15 protein-coding genes are annotated in these 22952 nt (G+C 69.6%); 9 read left to right on the top strand and 6 right to left on the bottom strand.

What is annotated here, in order from left to right:
- Positions 1-35: 35 nt before the first annotated feature.
- The 6 genes from LXT12_RS18045 to LXT12_RS18020 all read right to left on the bottom strand — a co-directional run bounded on the left by LXT12_RS18045 (position 36) and on the right by LXT12_RS18020 (position 9862).
- Positions 36-1730, bottom strand: coding sequence for an AMP-binding protein (locus LXT12_RS18045; protein ID WP_233393675.1), 1695 nt, complete (start codon positions 1728-1730; stop codon positions 36-38).
- A 141-nt stretch (positions 1731-1871) separates the two neighbouring features.
- Positions 1872-4637: a protein kinase domain-containing protein gene (locus LXT12_RS18040; protein ID WP_233393674.1), complete on the bottom strand. Its 2766-nt coding sequence runs from the start codon at positions 4635-4637 to the stop codon at positions 1872-1874.
- 270 nt (positions 4638-4907) lie between these two features.
- Positions 4908-5501 (bottom strand): ECF-type sigma factor, encoded by a 594-nt coding sequence (locus tag LXT12_RS18035; RefSeq protein ID WP_233393673.1) that lies wholly within the window; start codon positions 5499-5501, stop codon positions 4908-4910.
- A gap of 5 nt (positions 5502-5506) precedes the next feature.
- Positions 5507-6790, bottom strand: coding sequence for a tryptophan--tRNA ligase (locus LXT12_RS18030; RefSeq protein WP_233393672.1), 1284 nt, complete (start codon positions 6788-6790; stop codon positions 5507-5509).
- Positions 6791-6828: 38 nt separating this feature from the next.
- The gene (locus tag LXT12_RS18025) at positions 6829-7851 is read right to left on the bottom strand and encodes a LacI family DNA-binding transcriptional regulator (RefSeq protein WP_233393671.1); all 1023 of its coding nucleotides are present in this window, start codon (positions 7849-7851) and stop codon (positions 6829-6831) included.
- Between the two features lie 43 nt (positions 7852-7894).
- On the bottom strand, positions 7895-9862 hold the full coding sequence (locus LXT12_RS18020; protein WP_233393670.1) for a glycoside hydrolase family 3 protein: 1968 nt from the start codon (positions 9860-9862) through the stop codon (positions 7895-7897).
- Between the two features lie 207 nt (positions 9863-10069).
- Between LXT12_RS18020 and LXT12_RS18015 the strand changes: the two genes are divergently transcribed.
- From LXT12_RS18015 to LXT12_RS17975, 9 genes are all read left to right on the top strand, one after another.
- A complete protein-coding gene (locus tag LXT12_RS18015) occupies positions 10070-12919 on the top strand; it encodes a TonB-dependent receptor (protein ID WP_233393669.1) in 2850 nt (949 codons plus the stop codon).
- 6 nt (positions 12920-12925) lie between these two features.
- Entirely contained in the window at positions 12926-14431 is a 1506-nt protein-coding gene (locus tag LXT12_RS18010; RefSeq protein WP_349255036.1) for a tryptophan halogenase family protein, read from the top strand.
- Positions 14428-15774, top strand: a complete 1347-nt coding sequence (locus LXT12_RS18005; protein WP_233393667.1) for a GH1 family beta-glucosidase — start codon at positions 14428-14430, stop codon at positions 15772-15774. The genes LXT12_RS18010 and LXT12_RS18005 overlap by 4 nt, the downstream gene beginning before the upstream one ends.
- A gap of 132 nt (positions 15775-15906) precedes the next feature.
- Complete coding sequence (locus LXT12_RS18000) at positions 15907-17136, top strand: ABC transporter substrate-binding protein (RefSeq protein ID WP_233393666.1); 1230 nt, start codon at positions 15907-15909, stop codon at positions 17134-17136.
- The gene (locus tag LXT12_RS17995; protein ID WP_233393665.1) at positions 17136-18011 is read left to right on the top strand and encodes a carbohydrate ABC transporter permease; all 876 of its coding nucleotides are present in this window, start codon (positions 17136-17138) and stop codon (positions 18009-18011) included. The genes LXT12_RS18000 and LXT12_RS17995 overlap by 1 nt, the downstream gene beginning before the upstream one ends.
- A gap of 114 nt (positions 18012-18125) precedes the next feature.
- Positions 18126-18992, top strand: a complete 867-nt coding sequence (locus LXT12_RS17990; RefSeq protein WP_233393664.1) for a carbohydrate ABC transporter permease — start codon at positions 18126-18128, stop codon at positions 18990-18992.
- Entirely contained in the window at positions 18989-20041 is a 1053-nt protein-coding gene (locus LXT12_RS17985; RefSeq protein ID WP_233393663.1) for an ABC transporter ATP-binding protein, read from the top strand. Before LXT12_RS17990 ends, LXT12_RS17985 begins: the two co-directional genes overlap by 4 nt.
- Entirely contained in the window at positions 20038-21543 is a 1506-nt protein-coding gene (locus tag LXT12_RS17980; RefSeq protein ID WP_233393662.1) for a tryptophan halogenase family protein, read from the top strand. Before LXT12_RS17985 ends, LXT12_RS17980 begins: the two co-directional genes overlap by 4 nt.
- 9 nt (positions 21544-21552) lie before the next feature.
- A complete protein-coding gene (locus tag LXT12_RS17975; protein ID WP_233393661.1) occupies positions 21553-22947 on the top strand; it encodes a glycoside hydrolase family 30 protein in 1395 nt (464 codons plus the stop codon).
- Positions 22948-22952 lie beyond the last annotated feature (5 nt).

Below are 22952 nucleotides of genomic sequence, written 5' to 3'. Positions count from 1 at the left end.
GGCTGCGTTCAGCAGGCCGGGCTGGGCGAGGGGCTTCAGTCCCCGAACATCACCTTGCTGCGCTTGCCCACCCAGGCGTCGAACTTGCCTGCGTAGACCTCCTCGATGCGGTTGCGCTTGACCTTGAAGGTAGGCGTGATGAAGCCGTTGTCCACGGTCCAGGGTGTCTTCATGACGACCAGCGTGTCCAGCTGCTCGTGCGGGTCCAGCCGGGCGTTGACGTCGTCGAGGTGGCGGCCGAGTTCGGCCAGCAGGGCGGCGGAATCGCTGCCGGCCTGTTGCAGGCCCTGCGGCGACAGCATGGCGATGCCCAGGGGCTGGCCCATGTTGGCGCCGGCCACGCAGACGGCTTCGATGTAGGGATTCATGCCGAGGCGGTCCTCGATGGGCGCCGGGGCGACGTACTTGCCCTTGCTGGTCTTGAACAGATCCTTCACGCGGCCGGTGATGCGCACGCAGCCGTCGGCGTCCTGGCTGGCCTTGTCGCCGGTGCGCAGCCAGCCGTCCTCGGTGAAGGCGTCGCGAGTCTGCTCGGGTGCCTTGAAGTAACCCAGCATCACGGCAGGGCTGCGCATCTGCAGCTCGCCGGAGACGGGGTCGATGCGCACCTGCACGCCTTCGTAGGCGGGCCCGACGGTGCCGCGCTGGTTCTTGCCGGGCAGGGTGAGGTGGGAAAGGGCCAGGTTCTCGGTCATGCCGTAGCCCTCGTTGATGTGCAGCCCGAGGGCGGCGTACCACTCCAGCAGGGCCACGGGCATGGGCGCGGCGCCGCCGGCGGCGAACTTGCAGTGGTTCAGGCCCAGGGCCTTGAGCACCTTCTTGCGCACCAGGCCGCCGATGATGGGCAGGCGCAGCAGCCGGGCGAGCTTCTCCTGCGGCATCTTGGCCTGGATGCCCTGCTGGAACTTGACCCACAGCCGCGGCACCGAGAAGAAGATGGTGGGCAAGGCGCGCTGCAGGTCGGCCGCGAAGGTGTCGAGCGACTCGGCGAAGAACACGCGGATGCCCCGGGCCAGCCAGCCGTGCTCCACCAGCGTGCGCTCCACCACGTGGGCCAGCGGCAGGTAGGACAGCATGCGGTCCGAGCCGGTCATCGGGATGCGCTTGAGGCCGGCGTCCACCGCCCAGGCGAAGGCGCCGAAGCTGTGCATCACGCCCTTGGGCAGGCCCGTGGTGCCCGAGGTGTAGATCAGCGTGCAGAGCTCGTCGGCGTCGCGCACCACCTCGCCCGGCATGGGAGCCGTGCGGGCGCAGATGGCATCCCAGCCTTCGTAGTCCTGCTGCACGTCGGCGGGAGACAGCGCATAGCTCGCGCCCGGCAGCCCGGCCGGCACGCCCGGCTTCATGCCTTCCCAGCCGTCGAGCTTGCCGATGAAGATGAAGCGCGATTCGCTGTGCGCGAGGATCTGCGAGATGGTCTCGGCCGCCAGCGTCGGGTACAGCGGCACCGAGACGTAGCCGGCCATCCAGATGGCCAGATCGCTCATCAGCCACCAGGCGCAGTTCTTGGACAGGATGGCCACCTTGGCGTCCGCCGGCCAGCCTTCGGCCTGGCCCTTGGCCTTCAGGAAGGCGGCCATGCGGCGCACCTGGTCGGCCACCTGGGCCCAGGTGTAGTCCTTGACCGCGCCGCCGCCCATGGGCTGGGTCAGCGTGACCGTGGCTGCGGCCGTGCGCTCCCAGTGGTAGAGGCGTTGCAGGGCGAGCTGGTCGGTGGCGATCGTGGCCATGGGGTGGTCTCCTCGGGGGTTCTTGTTGGAGCCTGGAAGTTAACCGCACGCCCACGGCGACCCGCTCCGGGTAAACGCGCTGCGGCTAGGGGCTTGCCTCTAGTCCACTGCGTCGAGGTGCCATTTCCCCGACGCAGTGGACTAGAACCGGCCGTCCCAGGCGCCCGGTGCGGCGGGCTGTTCCAGTTCGCGGCGCAGGCCGTCCAGCGGATGCGCCGGCAGCCAGGCGGGGCGCAGCGCGTCGGCGCGGGCCAGGGCCTCGGCCACGGGCTGGCCGGCGCGGCGCAGGCTCAGCGCGAGGTCGAGCTGTGCGGCCCAGTGCGGCAGGCCCTGCGGCTGCGGGAGGCTGTCGAGGTAGGCCTCGCGACGGCGCAGCGGCTCCAGGCTGGACAGCGCCGCGCCGCGCTGGCGGGCCAGCTCGCCCTGCCATTGCGCGATCTGGCTTTGCAGCGCCGCATGGCGCTGCAGCCAGGGCTGGGCCTCCAGGTCCTGCAGCGGCGCCAGCGCGGCGCCGGCGAGATCGGGCCGCTGCAGCGCCAGGGCCGCACGCACCACCCGGCCGGTGGCCTCCACCCAGTTGGGCCCGGTCAGCAGCGGCGAAGGCCGCAGGGCCTCGGTCAGGCGCTGGACTTCGGCGGCGGCCCCCTGTGTCTGCCCGGCCAGGACGCGCGCCAGCAGGGCGGCGGCGTCCAGGGGCAGGCGCAGCCCGGGCGGATCGCCCGCATGCACGTGGGCGGCGAGGGCCTCGTGCACCGCCAGGGCCTCGCCCCACTGGCCCCGCTCGGCGAGCTGGCGGGCCAGGTCGAAGCGCATGCGCTGGGCGGTCACGTTGCCCGGGCCGAGCAGGGCCTCGGCGTCGGCGACGATGGCCTGCGCCGCCGCGGCGGTCGCCGCCGGCCGGCCCAGCCGCGCCTGCACGTTCCACAGGTGGCGGCGCAGCTGCAGCACGAAGCGCGCGCGTTGCGGGGGCGCATTGGCGATGGCCGGGCCCAGGTCCAGCATCAGCTTCTCGGCATCGGCCAGCCGCCCCTGGGCCACGCGCAGGTGATAGACGTAGGTGTTGAAGTACTGCGCGTCGAAGGAGGTCGCCGGGAAGAGCTTGAGCACCAGCGGCCAGGCCTCGGCCCGCACGCGCTCCGCGTCGTCGACGCGGCCGGCCTGGGCGTAGGCGACGATGAGCTGGTAGAGCAGCTCCAGCCGGTCGCTGAGGTCGGCGCCCTGGCGCTCCAGCGCGGCCAGCAGCGGCTCGCCGCGCGCGATGACGCCCAGGGGCGAACTCAGCGACGTGTCCAGCCGCAGGCGCAGGCGCAGCGCGCGCAGCGTGGCCGGGTCGTCGTCGCCCCAGAGGCGCTGTGTCAGCCCCACCAGCTCCTCGGCCAGGGGGATGGCGATGTCGAAGCGGTTCATGTCCGCATAGGTGTCGCCCATCACCTCCAGCACGCGGGCATGGGTGACCGGGTCGTCCGCGAAGCGCTGGGGCAGCTCGGCGCGGCTGCGCTCCAGCAGCTCCAGCACGTTGGGAATGTGGCCGCCGTGCTTGTCGGGGTTGGCGCTGGACAGCAGCTCGGTGAGAAAGCGCGTCACCGCCTCGCTCTGGCGTGCCGCGGCCTGGGCCTGGCTGCGCTGCCACAGGCTGACGGCCAGGCCCGCGGTCAGCGCCACGAACACCAGGGCGGTGCCGGCGGCCAGGGCGGCATTGCGGCGCAGCCACAGGCGCACCCGGTGCCGCCAGTCCTCCGCGCGCACGCTGACGGGGCGCTGGCTCAGCCAGTGCTCCAGGTCGTCGATGAAGGCGCCGACGGTCGCATAGCGCTCCGCGGGGTTCTTGCGCAGGGCCTTGGCGGCCACGGCCTCCAGGTCGCCGGCGGCGCGGTCGGCGTCGTGCGGGCGGCCGGGGCCGGCATCGGTCTCGGGGCCGTCGCCGCTGCCGGTGGTGCGCGTGATGCGCCTGGCCTGGCCGTGCAGTACCGCATGCTCGAGCGCGGTGCGGCTCAGGCCCCGCTTGCCGAAGGGCAGCTCGCCGCTGGCCAGCTCGTAGAGCATGACGCCGAGCGAGTAGATGTCGCTGGCCACGCCCACCGCCTCGCCGGTGATCTGCTCGGGGGCGGCATAGGCGGGCGTCAGGCGCCGGCCGGTGATCTGCGTGAGCTGGTGGTCGGCCTGGTGGCCGGAGTCGTCCAGCAGGCCGGCGATGCCGAAGTCCAGCAGCTTGGCCCGCCCTCGCTCGTCGACCATGACGTTGCCGGGCTTGAGGTCGCGGTGGACGATGAGCTGGGCATGCGCATGCTCCACGGCGCGCGCCACCTCCAGCAGCAGCTGCACGCGCTCGACGAGGCCGAGGTCGTGCTCGCGGACGTGCTCGGACAGCGTGCGGCCGGGCACGTACTCCAGCACGAGATAGGCGCGGCCGTCCTGCTCGCCGGCGTCCAGCATGCGGGCGATGCCCGGGTGGGTCAGGCGGCCGAGCAGGGCGCGCTCGCGGGCGAAGCGCGCCCCGAGGCCCGGCCCGGCGCGGTCGCCGCGCAGCAGCTTGATGGCCGCCTCGCCCTGGTAGAGGCCGTCGGCCCGCTCGGCGCGCCAGACTTGGCCCATGCCGCCTTCGCCGAGCAGTTCGGCCAGGCACCAGGCGCCCAGCCGGTCGCCAGGCTGGGGCGGTGTCGTGGCCGACAGCGTGGGCTCGCTCAGCGCGGCGACGAGGCGGGTGTTGTAGCCCGGCACGTCCACCAGCACCGTGGCGTCTTCGTCTTCCTCGGGCAGGGAGGCCAGCATGCGGGCCAGGCGCGCCGCGAGCTCGGGCGGCTGCAGGGCGGCCAGGCGCTCGGCGCGCACGGCGGCCGGCAGCTCGACCAGCTCGTCGAAGAGGGCCGACAGCTGCTGCCAGTCCGCGGCCTGCAAGCCGGGCTTCACCGGTTGTCCATGGTGCTTCGCACCGCCCGCGGCGCATGAAACGAGGGTCTTGCGGGCCGAGCGCTGGGCTGCCAAGGGCCAGAGGCCCTTGGCCTGTCGTAGGCACAAGCAGTCCGCAGGGACTGCTTGTGTCCGACTCCAGTTCGCCGAGCCGGCCCGCGCTGGCGATGTGCTTGCGGCTCGATGCCGCAAGCATCGCCGCCCCCTCGGGGGGCGGACCAGACACGCGCCGCGTTCAGCGCGCGGGGTTGGGCCGGGGGCAGTTCCATCTCAGTAAGTGGAGTTCGGCGGGTCGCCGAGCAGCTCCTGCAGCAGCGCCCTCGCCTTGAGCAGCTCGCGGTTGATGCTGCGGGTGGACAGGCCGCGGAGCTCCGCCACCTCGGCGATGGACAGGCCCGCGAAGCCCACCATCTCGATCAGCTCGTACAGGCCCGGGTCGAGGGCGCGCATGCGCTCCAGCGCCTGGTCCAGGCCGATCATGTCCACCGCCTGGCTCTGCACCGCGGCCACGTCGCTGGCGGCCGACAGCGTCACGAGGATGGCGTCGCCGCCGCGCTTGTCGCGGGTCTCGGTGCGCAGGTGGTCGATGACGACCGAGCGCAGCACGCGGCCGACGTAGGCGAAGAACTGGCCGCGCGTCTCGCCCTGCAGGCCCTGCTGGTCGGCCATACGCAGGAAGCCCTCGTGCACGAGGGCGGTGGTGTCCAGCCCCGCCACGCGGCCGTTGGGGCCGCTCTGGGCCAGCCGCACGCGGGCGACGCGCTTGATCTCCGGGTAGAGCACGGCATAGAGCTGCTGCAGCGAGGCGCCGTCGCCGCGCGCGGTGCCGGCGAGCAGTTCGGTGATGGCAGGCTGCTGGCTCATCCGCGTCACTCGTCCTGGAAGGCGGCGAGGGCCGCGGCGATGGCGGCTTCGTCGGTCTCGCGCTGCACGGGCGCACCGGCCACCAGGCCCTCGCGCTTGAGCCGCGCCACCCACTGGCCCGCTTCTCGGCCCTGGTCGAAGCCCTCGCTCTGCAGCAGCAGCTCGCCGCCGGCCGACAGCAGCTTGAAATAGAACTTGCCGTCCGCCTCGCGGTACTGCTTGAACACCGGCAGCGCGGCCTTGGCGGTCTTGGCGACGGCCGTCGCGGCGGTGGAGGTGTAGGGCCGCAGGCCCACGGCCGCGCGCAGCCGCTGCAGGAAGGGCCCGGCGATGGCGCGTGCCCGTGCAGCGCCGGCCTGCAGGATGGCTTCGAGCTGCTCCGGATGGGCCATCAGCTCGTCGTAGCGGGCGCGCATTGGGCCGATCTGCCCTTCGATCTGCGCCACCAGCTGCTGCTTGGCCTCGCCCCAGCCCAGGCCGCCGCGCAGGGCCGCACGGAAGGCCGCGCGCTGCTCGGGCGTGGCGAAGGCGTCGTAGAGGGTGACCAGGGCCTGGCCCTCGGGCTCCTTGGGTTCGCCCGGCAGGCGCGAGTCCGTCACGATGCGGGCGACGGCGTCCTTCAGCGCCTGGGCGCCGCCTTCGAAGAGCGGGATGACGTTGTCGTAGCTCTTGCTCATCTTGCGGCCGTCCAGGCCGGGCAGCAGCTCCATCTCGGCGTCCACCTGCGCCTCGGGCAGGGTGAACAGCGCCTCGCCCTGGCCGAAGAGGTGGTTGAAGCGCTGGGCGATGTCGCGCGTCATCTCGATGTGCTGGACCTGATCCTTGCCGACCGGCACCCGGTGGGCGTTGAACATCAGGATGTCCGCCGCCATCAGCACCGGGTAGCTGAACAGGCCCATGGTGACGTTGGCATCGGGCTCCTCGCCGGCGGCCACGGCCGCGTCCACCGCAGCCTTGTAGGCGTGGGCGCGATTCATCTGACCCTTGGCGGTGACGCAGTTCAGCAGCCAGGTCAGCTCGGGGATCTCGGGGATGTCGCTCTGGCGGTAGAAGGTGACGCGCTGCGGGTCCAGCCCGGCGGCCAGCCAGGTGGCGGCGATGGCGCGGCTGGAACGGGCGATGCGGTCTGGCTCGTCGCACTTGATCAGCGCGTGGAAGTCGGCCATGAAGAAGAAGCTCTCCACGCCGGGGGCGCGGCTGGCCTCGATGGCTGGGCGGATGGCGCCGACGTAATTGCCCAGGTGCAGGGTGCCGGTCGTGGTGATGCCGGTCAGGACGCGGTGAGACATGGAAGGCCGAAACAGGAAGTCCAGCCCGGATTGTGGCCTCAGCCGCGGCGTCGCGAGGGGGGTGACGTCACGGAGGCGCGCCAGGTCACCGACATGTCGAACTGGCGCGAGACCGGCAGGCCGATGTCGTAGCAGCGGTTGAGCAGCCAGTTCAGGCCGGCGAGCGTGACCTCGCGGGTGGGAACGTGCACCGAGGTGAGGCGCGGCGCGGCGAATTCGGCGCTGGGCGAGTCGTCGTAGCCCAGCACCGACACGTCGCGCGGCACCGACACCCCGCGCTCCTGGAAGTGCGACAGCAGGCCGATGGCCATCTCGTCGTTGGCGCAGAACACGGCGGTGGGCAGCCGCTTGCGCTCCAGCAGCGCGCCGGCGGCGTCCCAGCCGGCCTGGTTGGAGAAGTCGCCGGGCACGGTGGTGACCTTGGCCATGTCCAGGCCGGCGCGGGCCAGCTCGCCGGTGAAGCCGGCCAGGCGGGCGATGTTGTCGGGCGAGGTCGTCGGCCCCGAGACGATGGCGATGTCCTTGTGCTTGTGCTGCAGCAGCGCGCGGGCGGCCTGCACGCCGCCTTGCACGTGGTCGGCGGTGAAGCACTGTTCCTTGAAGCGGTCGAAATTGCGGTTGAGCACCACGACCTGGCGCTGCGCTGGGCCGAGGGCCCGGATGTCCTCGTCCTGCATGGCGTTGGACAGCACGATGAGGCCGTCGCAGTCGCGGTCCAGCAGGAAGCGCATGCCGTCGTTGGTCTCGACGCGCTCGTCCTCGATACCCTCGCCGAAGGCCACGACCATATGCAGGCCCTTGCTGCGCAGGACCAGGTCGATGACCTGCAGGATGGGCGTGTAGTAGGTGCCGCGCAGGAAGGGGATGTAGACGCCGATCAGCTTGGAGGTGCCGTTGCCCAGCGAGCGCGCGGCATGCGAGGGCCGGAACTTCAGCTGGGCGATGACCTTGCGCACGCGCTCGGCCGTGGCCGGCGCGACGGAACCGTTTCCACTGATGACGCGCGACGCGGTGCCGACACCCACGCCGGCCAGCCGCGCCACATCCTTGATCGTTGCCATTGGCCCTCTGCTTCAGACGCGGCGCATTGGAGCACAGCAGCGCTCAAAGCGGGCAGATGGGCTGGGGATCGGCGGGCTCGGGCAGGGGCTTGGCGTCGACGCGCGCCTCCTTGCCGCTCAGGCCGCCGCCCACCGGCCACCAGGGGTGGCGTTCATGGCTGCTGAACTGGCAGGGGCCGGCCGGCCAGGGAAAGGACAGCCGGCCCGTGAAGCCCGGCCAGGCCGGCTCGCCGGCGGCGGGGGCCACGAGCAGGTCGGCCATGCCCGCGCCCTCGGTGCCCGGCTGCCAGGCGGCGATGAAGGCGTCGCTGCGGTTGGCCAGGTCGTTCACGTACAGCGGCCGGCCGGAGTACAGCAGCGTGACGACCGGCTTGCCCCGCCCCGACACGCGCTGCAGCACGGCCAGGTCCCGCGGCTGGCGCCGGCTGTGGCGCAGGTTCTCGGTGATGCGCACGTCGCCCTCGCCTTCGGCATAGGGCGTCTCGGCCAGCACGGCGACGATGGCGTCGAATTGCTTCGGGTCCTGGTGGCTGGCATCGGCGTCGAAGACGACATGGTCGGCGCCCAGGCGCTGGCGCAGCGCGGCCAGCAGCGTCGTGCCCTGGGGGTAGTCGGCATTGGTGGTGTCGCGGCCCTGCCAGGTCACGCTCCAGCCGCCCGCCTGGTGGGGCAGGCTGTCGGCCGCCGCGCCGACGACCAGGACCCGCGCGCTACGCGGCAGCGGCAGCAGGCCCGGCTTGTTCTTCAGCAGCACCAGCGACTCGCGCACCGCGCGACGGGCGAGTTCGGGCGCCTGCATCGCCTCGACGGTCGGCGGCACCGCGCTCGCGGTGGCGAGGCTGAACTTCACGCGCAGGATGCGCCGCACCGCGTCGTCGATGCGGGCCATGGGAATGCGGCCCTGCTCCACGGCTCGCACCGTGTTCTCGATGAAGGGCTTCCAGTGGAAGGGCACCATGATGACGTCGATGCCGGCGTTGATGGCCGCCGGGCAGTCCTCCCGTGTGCAGCCCGGCACCTGGCCGATGCCGTCCCAGTCGCTGACGACGAGGCCGTCGAAGCCCAGCCTTTCCTTCAGCACGCCGGTCAGCAGCGTCGCGTTGCCGTGCATCTTGCCGTGCTCGACGTAGGCTGCGCTGTCGGTCCAGCTGCTGAAGGAGGCCATCACGGTGAGCACGCCGGCATCCAGGGCGCCGAGGTAGCCGGCGCCGTGCACCTGGGCCAGCTCCGACGGCGTGGCGGGGCTCACGCCCTGGTCGATGCCGCGGCGCGTGCCGCCGTCGGCGACGAAATGCTTGGCCGTGGCCAGCACGCCGCGGCCGTCCTTCAGCCCCTCCTGCAGGCCTTCCACCTCGGCCCGGCCGAGCCGGCGCACGAGGGCGGGATCGGCGCCATAGCTTTCGTAGGTGCGGCCCCAGCGCACGTCCTGCACGACAGCCAGCGTCGGGGCGAAGGCCCAGTGCAGGCCGCTGGCGCGCACGGCGCGCGCGGTGGCGCGGCTGATGTCGCGCACGAGGTCGGCGTCCCGCGTGGCGCCCAGGGCGATGTGGTGCGGGAAGAGCGTGGCCCCGCGCACGTTGTTGTGGCCGTGGACGGCGTCGGTGCCCCACAGCAGCGGGATGCCCGGCGTGGCCTGCAGGGCCGCCGCCTGGAACTGCTCGGACAGGGCGCGCCACTGCGCCGGCGTGGCAGCGCGGTCCTGCCCCGGCCAGCCGCCGCCGCCGTTGAGCACCGTGCCGATGGCGTGCTCCCGGACCTCGTCGGGCGTGATGGCGCGGATCTCCGGCTGGGTCATCTGGCCGATCTTCTGGCGCAGGGTCAGCGTCTTCAGGGCCGCCTCGACGCGCGCCTCCAGCGCCGCATCCCGAATAGTCGGGCGGGCCGGCCAGGCCTGCACGATGGAATCGGTTTCAACGGCCTGGGCCGCCGCGGTGCCGGTCAGCAGGGCCGCAGCGAGGCCGGGGCCCAGGAGCGGAAGAAGAAGCGAGGTGGGCGAGGTGGAGCGGCGCATCGTGGGGTTCCAATCGGGGCCGCGACGGTAGTGGGTGAGACAAAAAAACGTCAATCCCTGGGACCGCGTCGATTGACAAGCCACTCAGCAAGACATTAGATTTGCGCGGCGTTTGGAACCGGTTCCAATTCCATCGCCCCGGGGTCTACAAGCGGGGGCGGGAGGGCCGGCCAGGCAGCGAACAAGACGAACCAGGAGACTCACAAGATGACAGCCCATGCCTTGCGCGCCACGGTGCGCGCTTCCCGGTCCATTTCACGGAGCCGGTCGCTCCGGCTCACGCCGATCGCTACCGTCTGTGCCGGGCTCTTGAGCGTACCGCTGCTTTCGGCGGCACAGACGGCGCCGACCAAGGACGAGAAGCTGGAGACGGTGACGGTCACGGGCTTTCGGGCCAGTCTCGAATCCTCGATCAGCGCCAAGCGCCTGTCGGACTCGATCGTGGAGGCCGTTTCGGCCGAGGACATTGGCAAGCTGCCGGACGCCAGCATCGCCGATTCGATCGCGCGGCTGCCGGGTCTTGCTGCCCAACGCATCGACGGCCGGCCTTCGGCGATCTCGATCCGCGGCCTGGGTCCGGACTATTCGGTCGGCTTGCTGAATGGCCGGCAGGTGGTCAGTTCAGGTGACGGCCGCGCCGCCGAATACGACCAATTCCCGTCCGAGTTGGTCGGGCAGGTGCTGGTCTACAAGACGCCCGATGCCGCGGTGATCGGCCAAGGCCTCGCGGGCACCATCGACATCCGCCCCGTCATGCCGTTGAGCCTCGGCTCGCGCCAGATGGCCGTCGGCGCACGCATGGAGCGCAACTCCAACGGCGGCCTGTCGTCGACGGGCAAGGGCGCCAACGGCAACCGGCTGAGCTTTTCCTACATCGACCAGTTCGCCGATCGCACCGTCGGTCTGTCGCTGGGCTACGCCCACCTGGATTCGCCGGGCCAGGAGAAGAAGTACGAGGTCTGGCGCTACGGCGACTACGTCAGCAAGTGGGGCGCCGGGGCGCAGGGCGTGCCCGCCGTCGGCACGGCCGGCGATCGTGCGCAGTTCGCCCAGGGTTTCGAGACCAGCGTCACCTCCAGCAAGCAGGTGCGCGATGGCTTCATGGGCGTCCTGGAGTTCAAGCCGAACGCCAACTTCCACAGCGTGGCCGACCTCTATTACTCGAAGTTTGAGCAGGACCGCGTCGCGCATCACTGGGTCGGCGACATCGGCCTTTGGAGCAGCCCCGCCGCGGCCTTCTCCAACACCGGCACTGCCGTGGTCAATGGCAACACCCTCATCGCCAGCGGCTCGGTCGCGAACGGCCACAGCCTGGTCTACAACAAGAACTTCAAGCGCACGGACGAGATCACCTCGCTGGGCTGGAAGAACGAGCTGAAGCTGAGCGACAAGTTCAGCATCGATGGCGACATCGGCTACTCCCGTTCCGTCCGCAACGAGAACTACATCCAGTCCGTCGCGCGGCCGGTAACCAACGTGGGCTTCAGCTTCTCGGGCCTGGATGCCACGGGTCAGCAAAGTTGGTCGACCACCCAGGATCTCACGTCATCGTCGGTGGTCAAGTTGACGAATGACCCAGATTGGGCCGAGCAGCGGACGCCGCACTACCGCGACGAAATCAAGTCCCTGAAGCTGGCTGGCAAATACGCCTTGGACTGGGGTCCGCTGTCGGGGCTGGAGTTCGGCCTGGCCCACAACCAGCGCGACAAGACCGTCCAGTCCGACGCCTTCCGGTTGCAGCTGGCGAGCACGAATGTCGACATTCCCACCGCAGCCCTGCGCGGCCCGGTGTCCATCGACTTCGGCAACATCCATCAAAGCATCCTGTCCTGGGATGTGCCGAGCGTGATGGGCCTCTACACCGCCGTGGCCAAGGACCCCTGGTCGGCCAAGGACAACAAGTACGCCGTCCATGAAAAGGTCACCACGGCCTTTGCCAAGCTCGATATCGACACCAAGCTGGGCAGCGTTCCACTGCGGGGCAACGTCGGCCTCCAGGCGGTGCGCACGCAGCAGAATTCGGACGGTGTCGCCTGGAACGACGGCAGCTCCGGCGCCTCGACGGGCACCGTCATCCCGGTCAGCGGAGGCACGAGCTATACCGACTATCTCCCCAGCCTGAACCTGATCTTCAACTTCACGCCCAACCTGGTGTATCGCCTTGGCTTGGCCAAGACGATGGCCCGGCCGCGGATGGATGACATGCGCGCTGGAGCCGACCAGCCCAAGCTGGTCGCCAACTCGGTCGCGGTTGACGAGAAGTATGGTCACTGGACTGCCGGTAACGGCGGCAAGCCCGATCTGCAGCCGTGGCGCGCCCAGTCGGTGGACATGTCGATTGAGCAGTACCTCGGCAAGCGCAGCTACGTCGCGTTGGCGAGCTTCTACAAGAAGCTGAACAGCTTCGTCTACCAGCAGACGACGACGCGGGATTTCAGCGGCTTCCCGAACTACTCCAAGACGCTGGTTCCCGGCTGCTCGGCGGCCAAGCCCGATTGCAACCCCAATCTCGGCGACATCACGACGCAGGCCAACGGTGAGGGGGGCAGCGTCTACGGCTTCGAGTTCAGCACCAGCCTGGATGCCGGCTGGCTCACGCCGGCGCTCGACGGCTTCGGTATCGTGGCCAGCGAGTCGCTGACCCGCAACCGGCTGCCGAAGGACAACAACGGCAACCCGATCAACCTCGACGGTTTCTCCGGCATCGTCAACAGCCTGGCGCTGTACTACGAGAAGAACGGCATCTCGGCCCGCATCGGCCAGCGTTACCGCTCGTCTTTCACAGCCAGTACGCGCAGCGTCTTGCTCGGTACCGAAACGAACACGCAGATTGGCGCTGAAAAGCAAATCGACCTGCAACTCGGCTACGCGTTCGAGACGGGCGATCTCAAGGGCTTGTCGTTGACGCTGCAGATCAACAACCTCACCAACGCATCGGCCGTGCAGACGCGTGGGCCCGAGGTGGTTGGATCGGCGGGCAATTCCAAGGGGCTGCTGCCCTGGAAGGTCGACAACTTTGGTCGCGTGCTCCTGCTCGGGGCCTCGTACAAGTTCTAGCCTCGCGTGATCCGTCGATGCGTCATCGTTGGTGGAGGGACGGCGGGCTGGATGACTGCGGCCGCGCTGTCCAAGCATCTGCGCGGGCAGGTGGAGATCACGCTCGTCGAATCTGACGAGATTGGCATCATCGGCGTGGGGGAGGCCACCATCCCCCACATCGCCACCTTCAACGCCATGCTCGGTGTCGACGAAGACGAGTTCCTGCGGGAGACCCGCGGGACCTTCAAGCTCGGCATTGAATTTGTCGACTGGCTCGCACCGGGGGAGCGCTACATCCATGGGTTCGGCAAGCTCGGGCCTGAGCTGGATGGCTTGCCCTTCCACCACTTCTGGCTGCGCGCCCAGGCTCTGGGAGAGTCGGTGCCGCTCGCCGACTGCTCCATCAATACCGTCGCGCCTCGTGCCGCCAAGTTCATGCGACCCGAGCGCGGCATGCAGAACTCGCCGCTCAGCGAGATCGTGCATGCCTATCACTTCGATGCCGGCCTCTATGCCCGCTTCCTGCGCGGCCGCAGCGAACGCCAAGGCGTGCAGCGCATCGAAGGCAAGATCGTCGAGGTACGCCAACAGGAAGATGGCGCCATTGCTGGCGTGGTGCTGGAGGACGGGCGCTGCGTCGAGGGCGACTTCTTCGTCGACTGCTCGGGGATGCGGGCGCTGCTCATCGAGCAGACGCTGAAGACCGGCTACGAGGACTGGTCCCGCTGGCTGATGTGCGACCGGGCCGTCGCCGTGCCCAGCGAGGCCGTCGCGCCCCTGCTGCCCATCACAAGGGCCACCGCCCGGCCGGCTGGGTGGCAATGGCGCATCCCGCTCCAACACCGCATCGGCAACGGGCATGTCTACTCCAGCCGCTTCATGGACCAGGCCGAGGCCACCGCCATCCTGCTCAAGGGCCTGGATGGTGCTCCGCTGGCCGAGCCTCGCCACGTCACCTACGTGCCCGGAAGACGGCGCAAGGTATGGAGCAGGAACTGCGTCGCCATCGGCCTTGCGGCCGGTTTCTTCGAGCCCATCGAGTCTACCAACATCCACCTGATCCAGACGGCGATCTTCCGGCTGATGAATCTGTTTCCGCGCGGTGCCGACTCGGCTGCCGAGGCGGATGAGGCCAACCGCCAGGCCCGCATCGAGTACGAGCGCGTGCGCGACTTCATCGTGCTGCATTACAAGGCGACGCGGCGCGATGACTCGCCGTTCTGGCGCCAATGCCGGGACATGGACATCCCGGACAGCTTGCAGCACAAGATCGACCTCTACCGCAGCAGCGCGCGCTTCTTCCGCGACGACAACGAGCTCTTCGGTGAGCTGAGCTGGGTCCAGGTGATGGAGGGGCAGGGCATCCATGCCCAAGGCCACCACCCCTTTGTCTTGCTACGCCCCGCCGACGAAGTGCTGGCGTTCGTGCGCAATACCCGCGACGTGATCGCGCGTTGCGTGGACGTGATGCCCAGCCACGCGGACTACATCGCCGCCCATTGCGCTGCTCCCAACCTGAACTCTCGATGACCGATTCCGCCGCGCTCCGCCGCTCCGCCTTCCCCGCCGACTTCCGCTGGGGCGTCTCCACCTCCTCCTTCCAGATCGAGGGCGCAGGCCGGGAGGATGGCCGGGGCGAGTCCATCTGGGACCGCTTCTGCAGCGAGCCCGGCCGCATCCGCGATGGCTCCAACGGCCTGGTCGCCTGCGATCACTATCACCTCTGGCCGCAGGACCTCGACATGGCCAGGGCGCTGGGCGTCAACGCCTATCGTTTCTCCATCGCCTGGCCCCGCATCCTGCCCAACGGCCGCGGCCCGGTGAACGAGGCGGGCCTGGCCTTCTACGACCGGCTGGTCGACGGCATGCTGGAGCGCGGCCTCGACCCCTGGGCCACCCTTTATCACTGGGACCTCCCCCAGGCGCTGCAGGATCGCGGCGGCTGGACCTCGCGCGATACGGTCGCCGCCTTCCTCGAATACACCGACGTCGTCACCCGCCGCCTGGGTGACCGCGTCAAGCACTGGATCACGCACAACGAGCCCTGGTGCTCCTGCATGATGAGCTACTGGGAAGGCGTGCACGCCCCCGGTGGCCGCAGCCTGCCCGACGCCCTGCAGGCCTGCCACCACGTGCTCCTCTCCCACGGTCAGGCCATTCCTCTCATCCGCCGCAACTCGGCCGGTGCCGATGTGGGCATCACGCTCAGCCTGCATCCCATCGCGCCCGCGAGCAGCCGGGACGAGGACGCCGCCGCCGTGCGCCGCCACGACGGCCTGCGCAACCGCTGGTTCCTCGACCCCCTCTTCGGCCGCGGCTACCCGCAAGACACGCTGGCCTTGCTCGGCGCCGCCGCGCCCCGCGTGGAACCCGGCGACCTCGATGCCATCGCGACGGCGACCGACTTCCTCGGCGTGAACTACTACTTCCCCGAGGTCGTCAGGGACGACCCGGCCGGCGGCCCCATGGGCACCGCCCTGGTCGAGCGCGAGGGCGTCGAGCGCACGGCCTTCGGCTGGGAGGTCTCGCCGCAGGGCCTCGTCGAGCTGCTGACCCGCATCCAGCGCGACTACGCGCCCGCCGTCATCCAGCTGACGGAGAACGGCTCCACCTTCGAAGACGTGCTGACGGCCGACGGCCGCGTGCACGACGCCCAGCGCCTGTCCTATCTCCAACGCCACCTCGCCGCGCTCAAGCAGGCCATCGATGCCGGCGTGCCGGTCAAGGGCTACTTCGCCTGGAGCCTGCTGGACAACTTCGAATGGGCCGAGGGCTATCTGCGCCGCTTCGGCCTGGCCTATGTCGACTACGCGACGCAGCGGCGCATCCTCAAGGACAGCGGTCTGTGGTACGGCCGGTTCTTGAACGAATGATTAACGCGGCAAGGCCGGCGATTCCTGGGGTACATGCGGTTTCTAAATGAAAGATTACAGGGTCCTCCCTCAGGACGGAAAGCGCTTTCCCGGGTGACACTGCGCCCGCCGTCCAACAGATTCGGAGACAAGATGAAGTACGCCCGCCATGCCCTGGCCGCCGTCGCCCTCGCGGCCACGGCCCTTCCCGCCGCCGCCCAGCTCAAGGCCGAAGTCATCCACTGGTGGACCTCCGGCGGCGAGTCCGCAGCCGTCAAGACGCTAGCCGAGGCCTACCGCGCCCAGGGCGGCGTCTGGGTGGACACGGCGGTGGCGCTGGGTGAGCAGGCGCGTTCCGTGGCCATCAACCGCATCGCCGGCGGCAACCCGCCCACGGCCGCGCAGTTCAACACCACCCAGCAGTTCCGCGACATCGTCGACCAGGGCCTGCTGAACAACGTCGACGCCGTGGCCCAGCGCGACGGCTGGGACAAGTTCCTGCCCGAGACCGTGCTCCAGGCCATCAAGGTCAAGGGGCACTACTACGCCGCGCCGGTGGACATCCACAACATGGCCTGGTTCTGGTACTCCAAGGCCGCGTTCAAGAAAGCCGGCATCGCCGAGGAGCCCAAGACCTTCGACGAGCTCTTCGCCGCGCTGGACAAGCTCAAGGCCGCCGGCCTCGTGCCCCTGGCCCACGGCGGCCAGCCCTGGCAGGACGGCATCGTCTTCACCGCGACGCTGGCCCACTACGGTGGCCGCGACCTCTACCTGAAGATCTTCCGCGACCGCGACCCCAAGGCCATCATGGGCGAGGACTTCAAAAAGGTGCTGCTCGCCTTCAAGCGCCTGCAGAGCTATACCGACAAGGGCTCGCCCGGTCGCAACTGGAACGACGCCACCGCCATGCTGATCAGCGGCCGGGCCGGCGTGCAGATCATGGGCGACTGGGCCAAGGGCGAGTTCGCCCAGGCGCGCCAGGAGGCCGGCAAGGACTACGGCTGCAGCCCCGGCTTCGGTCCCCATGCCCCCTACATCATCCAGGGCGACGTGATGGTCTTCCCCAAGACCGACAAGCCCGACCAGGTCAAGGCCCAGCAACTGCTCGCCAGCGTCATCACCCAGCCGGCGACACAGGTGGCCTTCAGCATCAAGAAGGGCTCCATCCCCATCCGCACCGACGTCGACGCCAGCAAGATGGACGCCTGCGCCCAGCTCGGCATCGCCGCGATGAAGGACAAGTCGCGCCACCTCGGCAACGGCGAGATCTACATCACGCCCGACCAGAACGGCGCCCTGCAGGACGTCCTCACCGGCTACTGGAACCGCAACATCCCGGTGGAAAAGGTCCAGAAGGACATCGTCTCGGCGTTGAGGTCCTGATGAAGCGTCGCTCCCTCGCGGCCTGGACGGCACTGCTGCCCCTGGCTGTCATTGTCCTGGTCGGTTATGTCGGTACGGTGCTCTGGACGGTGCGCACGTCCATGTCCAGCTCGCGCACCTTCCCGAGCAGCGACTTCGTCGGCCTGCAGCAGTTCGAGCGCCTGCTCGACAACGAGCGCTGGCAGCACGCCATCCACAACCTGGCCGTCTACGGCGTGCTCTACATCGCCGCCGCCATGGTGCTGGGCTTCCTGCTGGCCGTCTTCATCGACCAGAAGGTGCGTGGCGAAGGCGTGCTGCGCACGGCCTTCCTCTATCCCTACGCGATGTCCTTCGTCGCCACGGGCCTGGTCTGGCAGTGGGTGCTCAACCCCGACAGCGGCCTGCAGAACGCCCTGCAGCAGATGGGCTGGACGAACTTCCAGTTCGACTGGATCGTCGACCAGGACATGGTCATCTACACCGTCGTCATCGCCGGCACCTGGCAGGGCGCGGGTCTCGTGATGGCGCTGATGCTCGCCGGCCTGCGCGGCATCGACGAGGAGATCTGGAAGGCCGCCCGCCTGGACGGCATCCCGACCTGGCGGGTCTACCTCTCCGTGGTGCTGCCGATGATGGGCCCGACGCTGGCCACCGTCTTCACGCTGCTGGCCACCGGCGTGGTCAAGGTCTTCGACACCGTCGTCGCCATGACCCAGGGCGGCCCCGGCACCGCCAGCGACGTGCCGGCCAAGTTCATCATGGACCACCTCTTCGGCCGCGCCAACCTCGCGCTCGCGTCGGCCGGCGCGGTGATGCTGCTGATCACGGTGCTGGCGCTGATCGCGCCGCTGGCCTATGCCCGCAGCCGTCAAAAGGCGCAGGGAGGCCACTGACATGAAATTCAAGCAAAGCCACAGAGGCACAGAGGCACAGAGGCAGCGGGATGAAAGTCTCTCTGTGTCTCTGTGCCTCTGTGGCCGTGTTCAGCTCTGCAGGGGTGCGCAGACATGACTCAGCCACGCAAGGCCAGCAAGACCTGGGCGCGCCTTGGCGTCTACGCCTTCCTCCTCTTCGCCGCGGCCTTCTTCCTGCTGCCGCTGTACGTGATGCTGACGACCTCCTTCAAGAGCATGGAGGAGATCCGCCTCGGCCAGATCTTCGCGCTGCCGTCGGCGCCCAGCTTCGATGCCTGGCGGGCCGCCTGGAGCGAAGCCTGCACCGGCGTCAACTGCGAAGGCGTGCGTGGCGGCTTCTGGAACTCCGTCGCCATCGCCGTGCCCTCGGTCATCCTGCCCATCCTGCTCGGCGCCCTCAACGGCTACGCGCTGTCGTGGTGGAAGCCCAAGGGCGGCGAGTGGCTCTTCGGCACGCTGATGCTCGGCGCCTTCATCCCCATCCAGGTGATGATCTACCCGCTCGTCAAGCTGGAAGCCGCCATCGGCATCTACAGCAGCCTGCCCGGCATCGTCGTCGTGCACGTCGTCTTCGCGATGCCCATCATGACCCTGCTCTTCCGCAACTACTACGCGGGCCTGCCGGGCGAGCTCTTCAAGGCGGCGCGGGTCGATGGCGGCGGCTTCTGGCGCATCTTCGTTCAGCTGGTGCTGCCGATGTCCACGCCCATGCTGATCGTCGCGGCCATCATGCAGATCACCGGCGTGTGGAACGACTACATCCTGGGCCTCACCTTCGCCGGCCGCGACAACCTGCCGATGACCGTGCAGCTCAACAACGTCATCAACACGACGACGGGCGAGCGCCTCTACAACCTCAACATGGCGGCGACCATCCTCACGTCGGCGGTGCCCCTGTTGGTCTATCTGATTTCCGGCCGCTGGTTCGTCCGCGGCATCGCAGCGGGAGCCGTCAAGTGAGTGGCGTGAACATCCAGGGCCTGAGCATCAAGTTCGGCCACAACGAAGTCATCAAGGGCCTGGACCTGCAGGTCCACGAAGGCGAATTCCTCGTGCTGCTCGGCCCCTCGGGCTGCGGCAAGTCCACACTGCTGCACAGCATCGCCGGCCTCATCGACGTGAGCGGCGGCAGCATCCACATCGGTGGGCAGGACATGACCCATGCCGAGCCCGCCGAGCGCGGCATCGGCATGGTCTTCCAGAGCTATGCCCTCTACCCGACCATGACGGTCGAGAAGAACATGAGCTTCGGCCTGCGCGTGGCCCGCGTGCCCAAGGCCGAGATCGCGCGGCGCGTCGACAAGGCCGCGCAGATGCTGCAGCTCACGCCCTTGCTCGACCGCAAGCCGGCCCAGCTCTCCGGCGGCCAGCGCCAGCGCGTGGCCATCGGCCGGGCCCTGGTGCGCGAGGCCGGCGTCTTCCTCTTCGACGAACCCCTGTCCAACCTCGACGCCAAGCTGCGCGCGGAACTGCGCCGCGAGCTCAAGCTGCTGCACCAGACCCTGGGCAGCACCATGGTCTACGTCACCCACGACCAGGTCGAGGCCATGACCCTGGCCACGCGCATCGTGGTCATGAAGAGCGGCGTCATCCAGCAGATCGGCACGCCGGCCGAGGTCTACGAGCGCCCGGCCAACCTCTTCGTCGCGGGCTTCCTCGGCGCACCGGCCATCAACCTCGTGCCGGCCCGCGTCGCCGCGGACGGCGTCTCGCTCGAAGGCGCCCTGCCGCTGCGGCTGGCCGCCGGCCGGGTGAAGCCGGGCCAGGACCTGGTGCTGGGCGTGCGGCCCGAGCACCTGCGCCTGCAGGACGACGGCCGCTGGCGCGCCACGGTGCAGCTCGTGGAGCCCATGGGCAACCACCAGGTGGTGTGGATGCAGCTGGGCGAGCAGGCCCTGTCCGTCCTCGTCCACGATGGCCGGCGCATCGCCATGGGCGACGTGCTGGGCTTCGACGTCGACGAAAGCCAGCTCGGCGTCTTCGACGCGGCGTCCGAGCAAAGGCTATGAGAGAGATCCGCCGCATCGTCATCGTGGGCGGGGGTACCGCCGGCTGGATGACCGCGGCGGCGCTGGCTTTGCGCCTGCTCGGCAAGGACGGTGAGGCGCGCTGGAGCCTGCAGCTCATCGAGTCCGACGAGATCGGCATCGTCGGCGTCGGCGAGGCCACCATTCCGCCCATCCGCAATTTCAATGCCTTCATCGGCCTGGACGAGGACGAGTTCCTGCGCGAGACCGGCGGCAGCTTCAAGCTCGGCATCGAATTCGTCGACTGGGGCGAGCGCGGCGAGCGCTACATGCATGCCTTCGGCGACGTCGGCCGGCCGCTGGACGCGCTGCCCTTCCATCAGCATTGGCTGCGCCTGGGCGCGCCCGGTTCGCTGGCGGACTATTCGCTGAACAACCAGGCCGCCCTCGCCGGCCGCTTCATGCGGCCCCGCCCCGAGATGGCCGGCTCGCCCCTGGCCGGCATCGCCTATGCCTTCCACTTCGACGCCTCGCGCTATGCCGCCCTGCTGCGCCGCCATGCCGAAGCGGCGGGCGTGCAGCGCACTGAAGGGCGCATCGCGCGGGTGGAGCGCGACGACGGCAGTGGCCACATCCGGCGCCTGGTGTTGCAGGGCGGCCAGGTGGTCGACGGCGACTTCTTCATCGACTGCTCCGGCCTGCACGCGCTGCTGATCGACAAGGCCCTGGGCGTCCCGTTCGAGGATTGGTCCCATTGGCTGCCCTGCGACCGGGCCTGGGCCGTGCCGACGGCATCGTGCGGGCCATTGCTGCCATTCACCCGGGCCACGGCGCAGGAGTCGGGGTGGCAATGGCGCATCCCGCTGCAACACCGCACCGGCAATGGCCACGTCTTCGCCAGCGCCTTCGTCGACGAAGCGACGGCACGCGAAACCCTGCTGAGCCAGCTCGAGGGCGAAGCGCTTGCCGAGCCCAGGATCATCCGCTTCCGCACCGGACGCCGCCGCGAGGCCTGGGTCGGCAACTGCGTGGCCATCGGCCTGTCCAGCGGCTTCCTGGAACCGCTGGAGTCCACCAGCATCCACCTGATCCAGAGCGCCATCCTGCGCCTGATCGAGCTCCTGCCCGACACCGAATTCGCCTCTGCCAATGCCGCCGAGTACAACCGTCAGTTCGCCGCGGAGATGGAGTCCGTGCGGGACTTCATCATCCTGCACTACAAGCTGACCCGCCGCGGCGACTCGCCGTTCTGGCGCCACTGCCGGGACATGGCCGTGCCGGAGTCGCTGTGGGCTCGCATGGACCTCTTCGCCGCCGCCGGCCATCTCGACCGCCGCGGCCAGGAGCTCTTCTCCGAGCCGAGTTGGCTGCAAGTCTTCGTCGGCCAGGGCCTGCGGCCCCGCGGCCACCATCCGCTGGCCGAGCTGAGTGCCCGCCCCCGTGCACAGGCCTTCGTGGACGACGTCCGCACGGTCGTGCGCCGCTGCGTGGAGGTCATGCCCTCGCACGCCGATTTCATCGCCGCCCACTGCGCGGCTCCGTGACCCTTCCTCATGAAGACCATCCTCCTCACCCTGACGGCCGCGCTCGCCGGCCTCGCTAACGCCGCGCCTGTGCGGGCCTTCCTGACCACGGCCGACCAGCAGCACCTGCTCGCGGCCAGCGCCGTGGCCGAGCCCGCCGCCAAGGCCGACGCCGTCATCCGCATCGACACCCGCCACCGGCACCAGCGCATCGCCGGCTTCGGCGCCTCCATCACCGAAGGCTCGGCCTGGCTGATCCGCCACGGGCTCAAGGACGCGCAGCGCGGCGCCCTGATGCGCGAGCTCTTCACCCGCGAGGACGGTGGCCTGGGCTTCGAGCTCACGCGGCTGACCATCGGCGCCTCGGACTTCTCGCGCCGCCACTACAGCCTGGACGACATGCCCTCCGGCCAGGCCGACCCCGAGTTGAAGCATTTCTCGCTCGATCCCGAGCGGGCCGACGTCGTCCCGCTGACCAGGCAGGCCCTGGCCCTCAATCCCGCCCTCCAGGTCATGGCCTCGCCCTGGAGTGCACCGGGCTGGATGAAGACGACCGACAGCCTCGTCAAGGGTCAGCTCAAGCCCGAGTTCCACGGCGCCTTCGCCCGCTACCTGGTGCGTTACGTCGACGCCATGCAGGCCGAGGGCGTGCCCATCTTCGCGCTGACGCTGCAGAACGAACCCCACTTCGAGCCCAACGACTATCCCGGCATGCGCATGCCGCCGGCCACGCGCGCGGCCGTCGTCGGCGAACACCTCGGGCCGCTGCTGAAGGCCAGGGGCCTGAAGACTCAGATCCTGGAGTGGGACCACAACTGGGACCAGGCCTGGAGCCCGCTGTCCATGCTGGCCGACGCGAAGGCGCGCCAGTACGTGTCCGGTGTCGCCTGGCATTGCTACGAGGGCGACGTGTCGGCCCAGAGCGAGGTGGCCCGGCACTTCCCCAAGCTGGACGTCTGGCTGACCGAATGCTCGGGCGGCGAGTGGAAGCCGCACTGGGCCGAGACCCTGCCCTGGATGATGCGCAACCTCGTCATCGGCGGCACTCGCAACGGCGCCCGCGGCGTGCTGATGTGGAACCTCGCGCTGGACCCGGCCTACGGCCCCCACCTCGGCGGCTGCACCGACTGCCGCGGCATGGTCACCATCGACCCCGCCACCGGCCAGGTCACCCGCAACATGGAGTACTACGCCTTCGGCCACGCCAGCCGCTTCGTGCGGCAGGGCGCCTGGCGCGTCGACTCCGAGACCGCCGCGGGCGGCAAGCCGGGCCTGGACCACGTCGCTTTCACCAACCCCGACGGCAGCACCGTGCTCATCGTCTCCAACTCGGCCGCCGCGCCGCGGCGCTTCACCGTGCAGGCGCCGGGCCGGCGCTTCGCCTACGAACTGCCCGCCAGCGGCGTGGCGACCTTCGTCTGGTGATCGCT

Source organism: Pelomonas caseinilytica (assembly GCF_021353235.1).
GTDB lineage: Bacteria > Pseudomonadota > Gammaproteobacteria > Burkholderiales > Burkholderiaceae_C > Pelomonas > Pelomonas caseinilytica.
This window is presented reverse-complemented; position numbering and strand designations above follow the sequence as displayed.

Excerpts from the sequence above, each read along its gene's own strand:
- LXT12_RS17995 (WP_233393665.1), top strand. The coding sequence starts at position 17,136 with ATGAAGCGTCGCTCCCTCGCGGCCTGGACGGCACTGCTGCCCCTGGCT.
- LXT12_RS18020 (WP_233393670.1), bottom strand. The coding sequence starts at position 9,862 with ATGCGCCGCTCCACCTCGCCCACCTCGCTTCTTCTTCCGCTCCTGGGC.
- LXT12_RS18015 (WP_233393669.1), top strand. The coding sequence starts at position 10,070 with ATGACAGCCCATGCCTTGCGCGCCACGGTGCGCGCTTCCCGGTCCATT.
- LXT12_RS18045 (WP_233393675.1), bottom strand. The coding sequence starts at position 1,730 with ATGGCCACGATCGCCACCGACCAGCTCGCCCTGCAACGCCTCTACCAC.
- LXT12_RS18030 (WP_233393672.1), bottom strand. The coding sequence starts at position 6,790 with ATGTCTCACCGCGTCCTGACCGGCATCACCACGACCGGCACCCTGCAC.
- LXT12_RS18005 (WP_233393667.1), top strand. The coding sequence starts at position 14,428 with ATGACCGATTCCGCCGCGCTCCGCCGCTCCGCCTTCCCCGCCGACTTC.
- LXT12_RS17975 (WP_233393661.1), top strand. The coding sequence starts at position 21,553 with ATGAAGACCATCCTCCTCACCCTGACGGCCGCGCTCGCCGGCCTCGCT.
- LXT12_RS17990 (WP_233393664.1), top strand. The coding sequence starts at position 18,126 with ATGACTCAGCCACGCAAGGCCAGCAAGACCTGGGCGCGCCTTGGCGTC.
- LXT12_RS18035 (WP_233393673.1), bottom strand. The coding sequence starts at position 5,501 with ATGAGCCAGCAGCCTGCCATCACCGAACTGCTCGCCGGCACCGCGCGC.
- LXT12_RS18025 (WP_233393671.1), bottom strand. The coding sequence starts at position 7,851 with ATGGCAACGATCAAGGATGTGGCGCGGCTGGCCGGCGTGGGTGTCGGC.
- LXT12_RS17980 (WP_233393662.1), top strand. The coding sequence starts at position 20,038 with ATGAGAGAGATCCGCCGCATCGTCATCGTGGGCGGGGGTACCGCCGGC.
- LXT12_RS18000 (WP_233393666.1), top strand. The coding sequence starts at position 15,907 with ATGAAGTACGCCCGCCATGCCCTGGCCGCCGTCGCCCTCGCGGCCACG.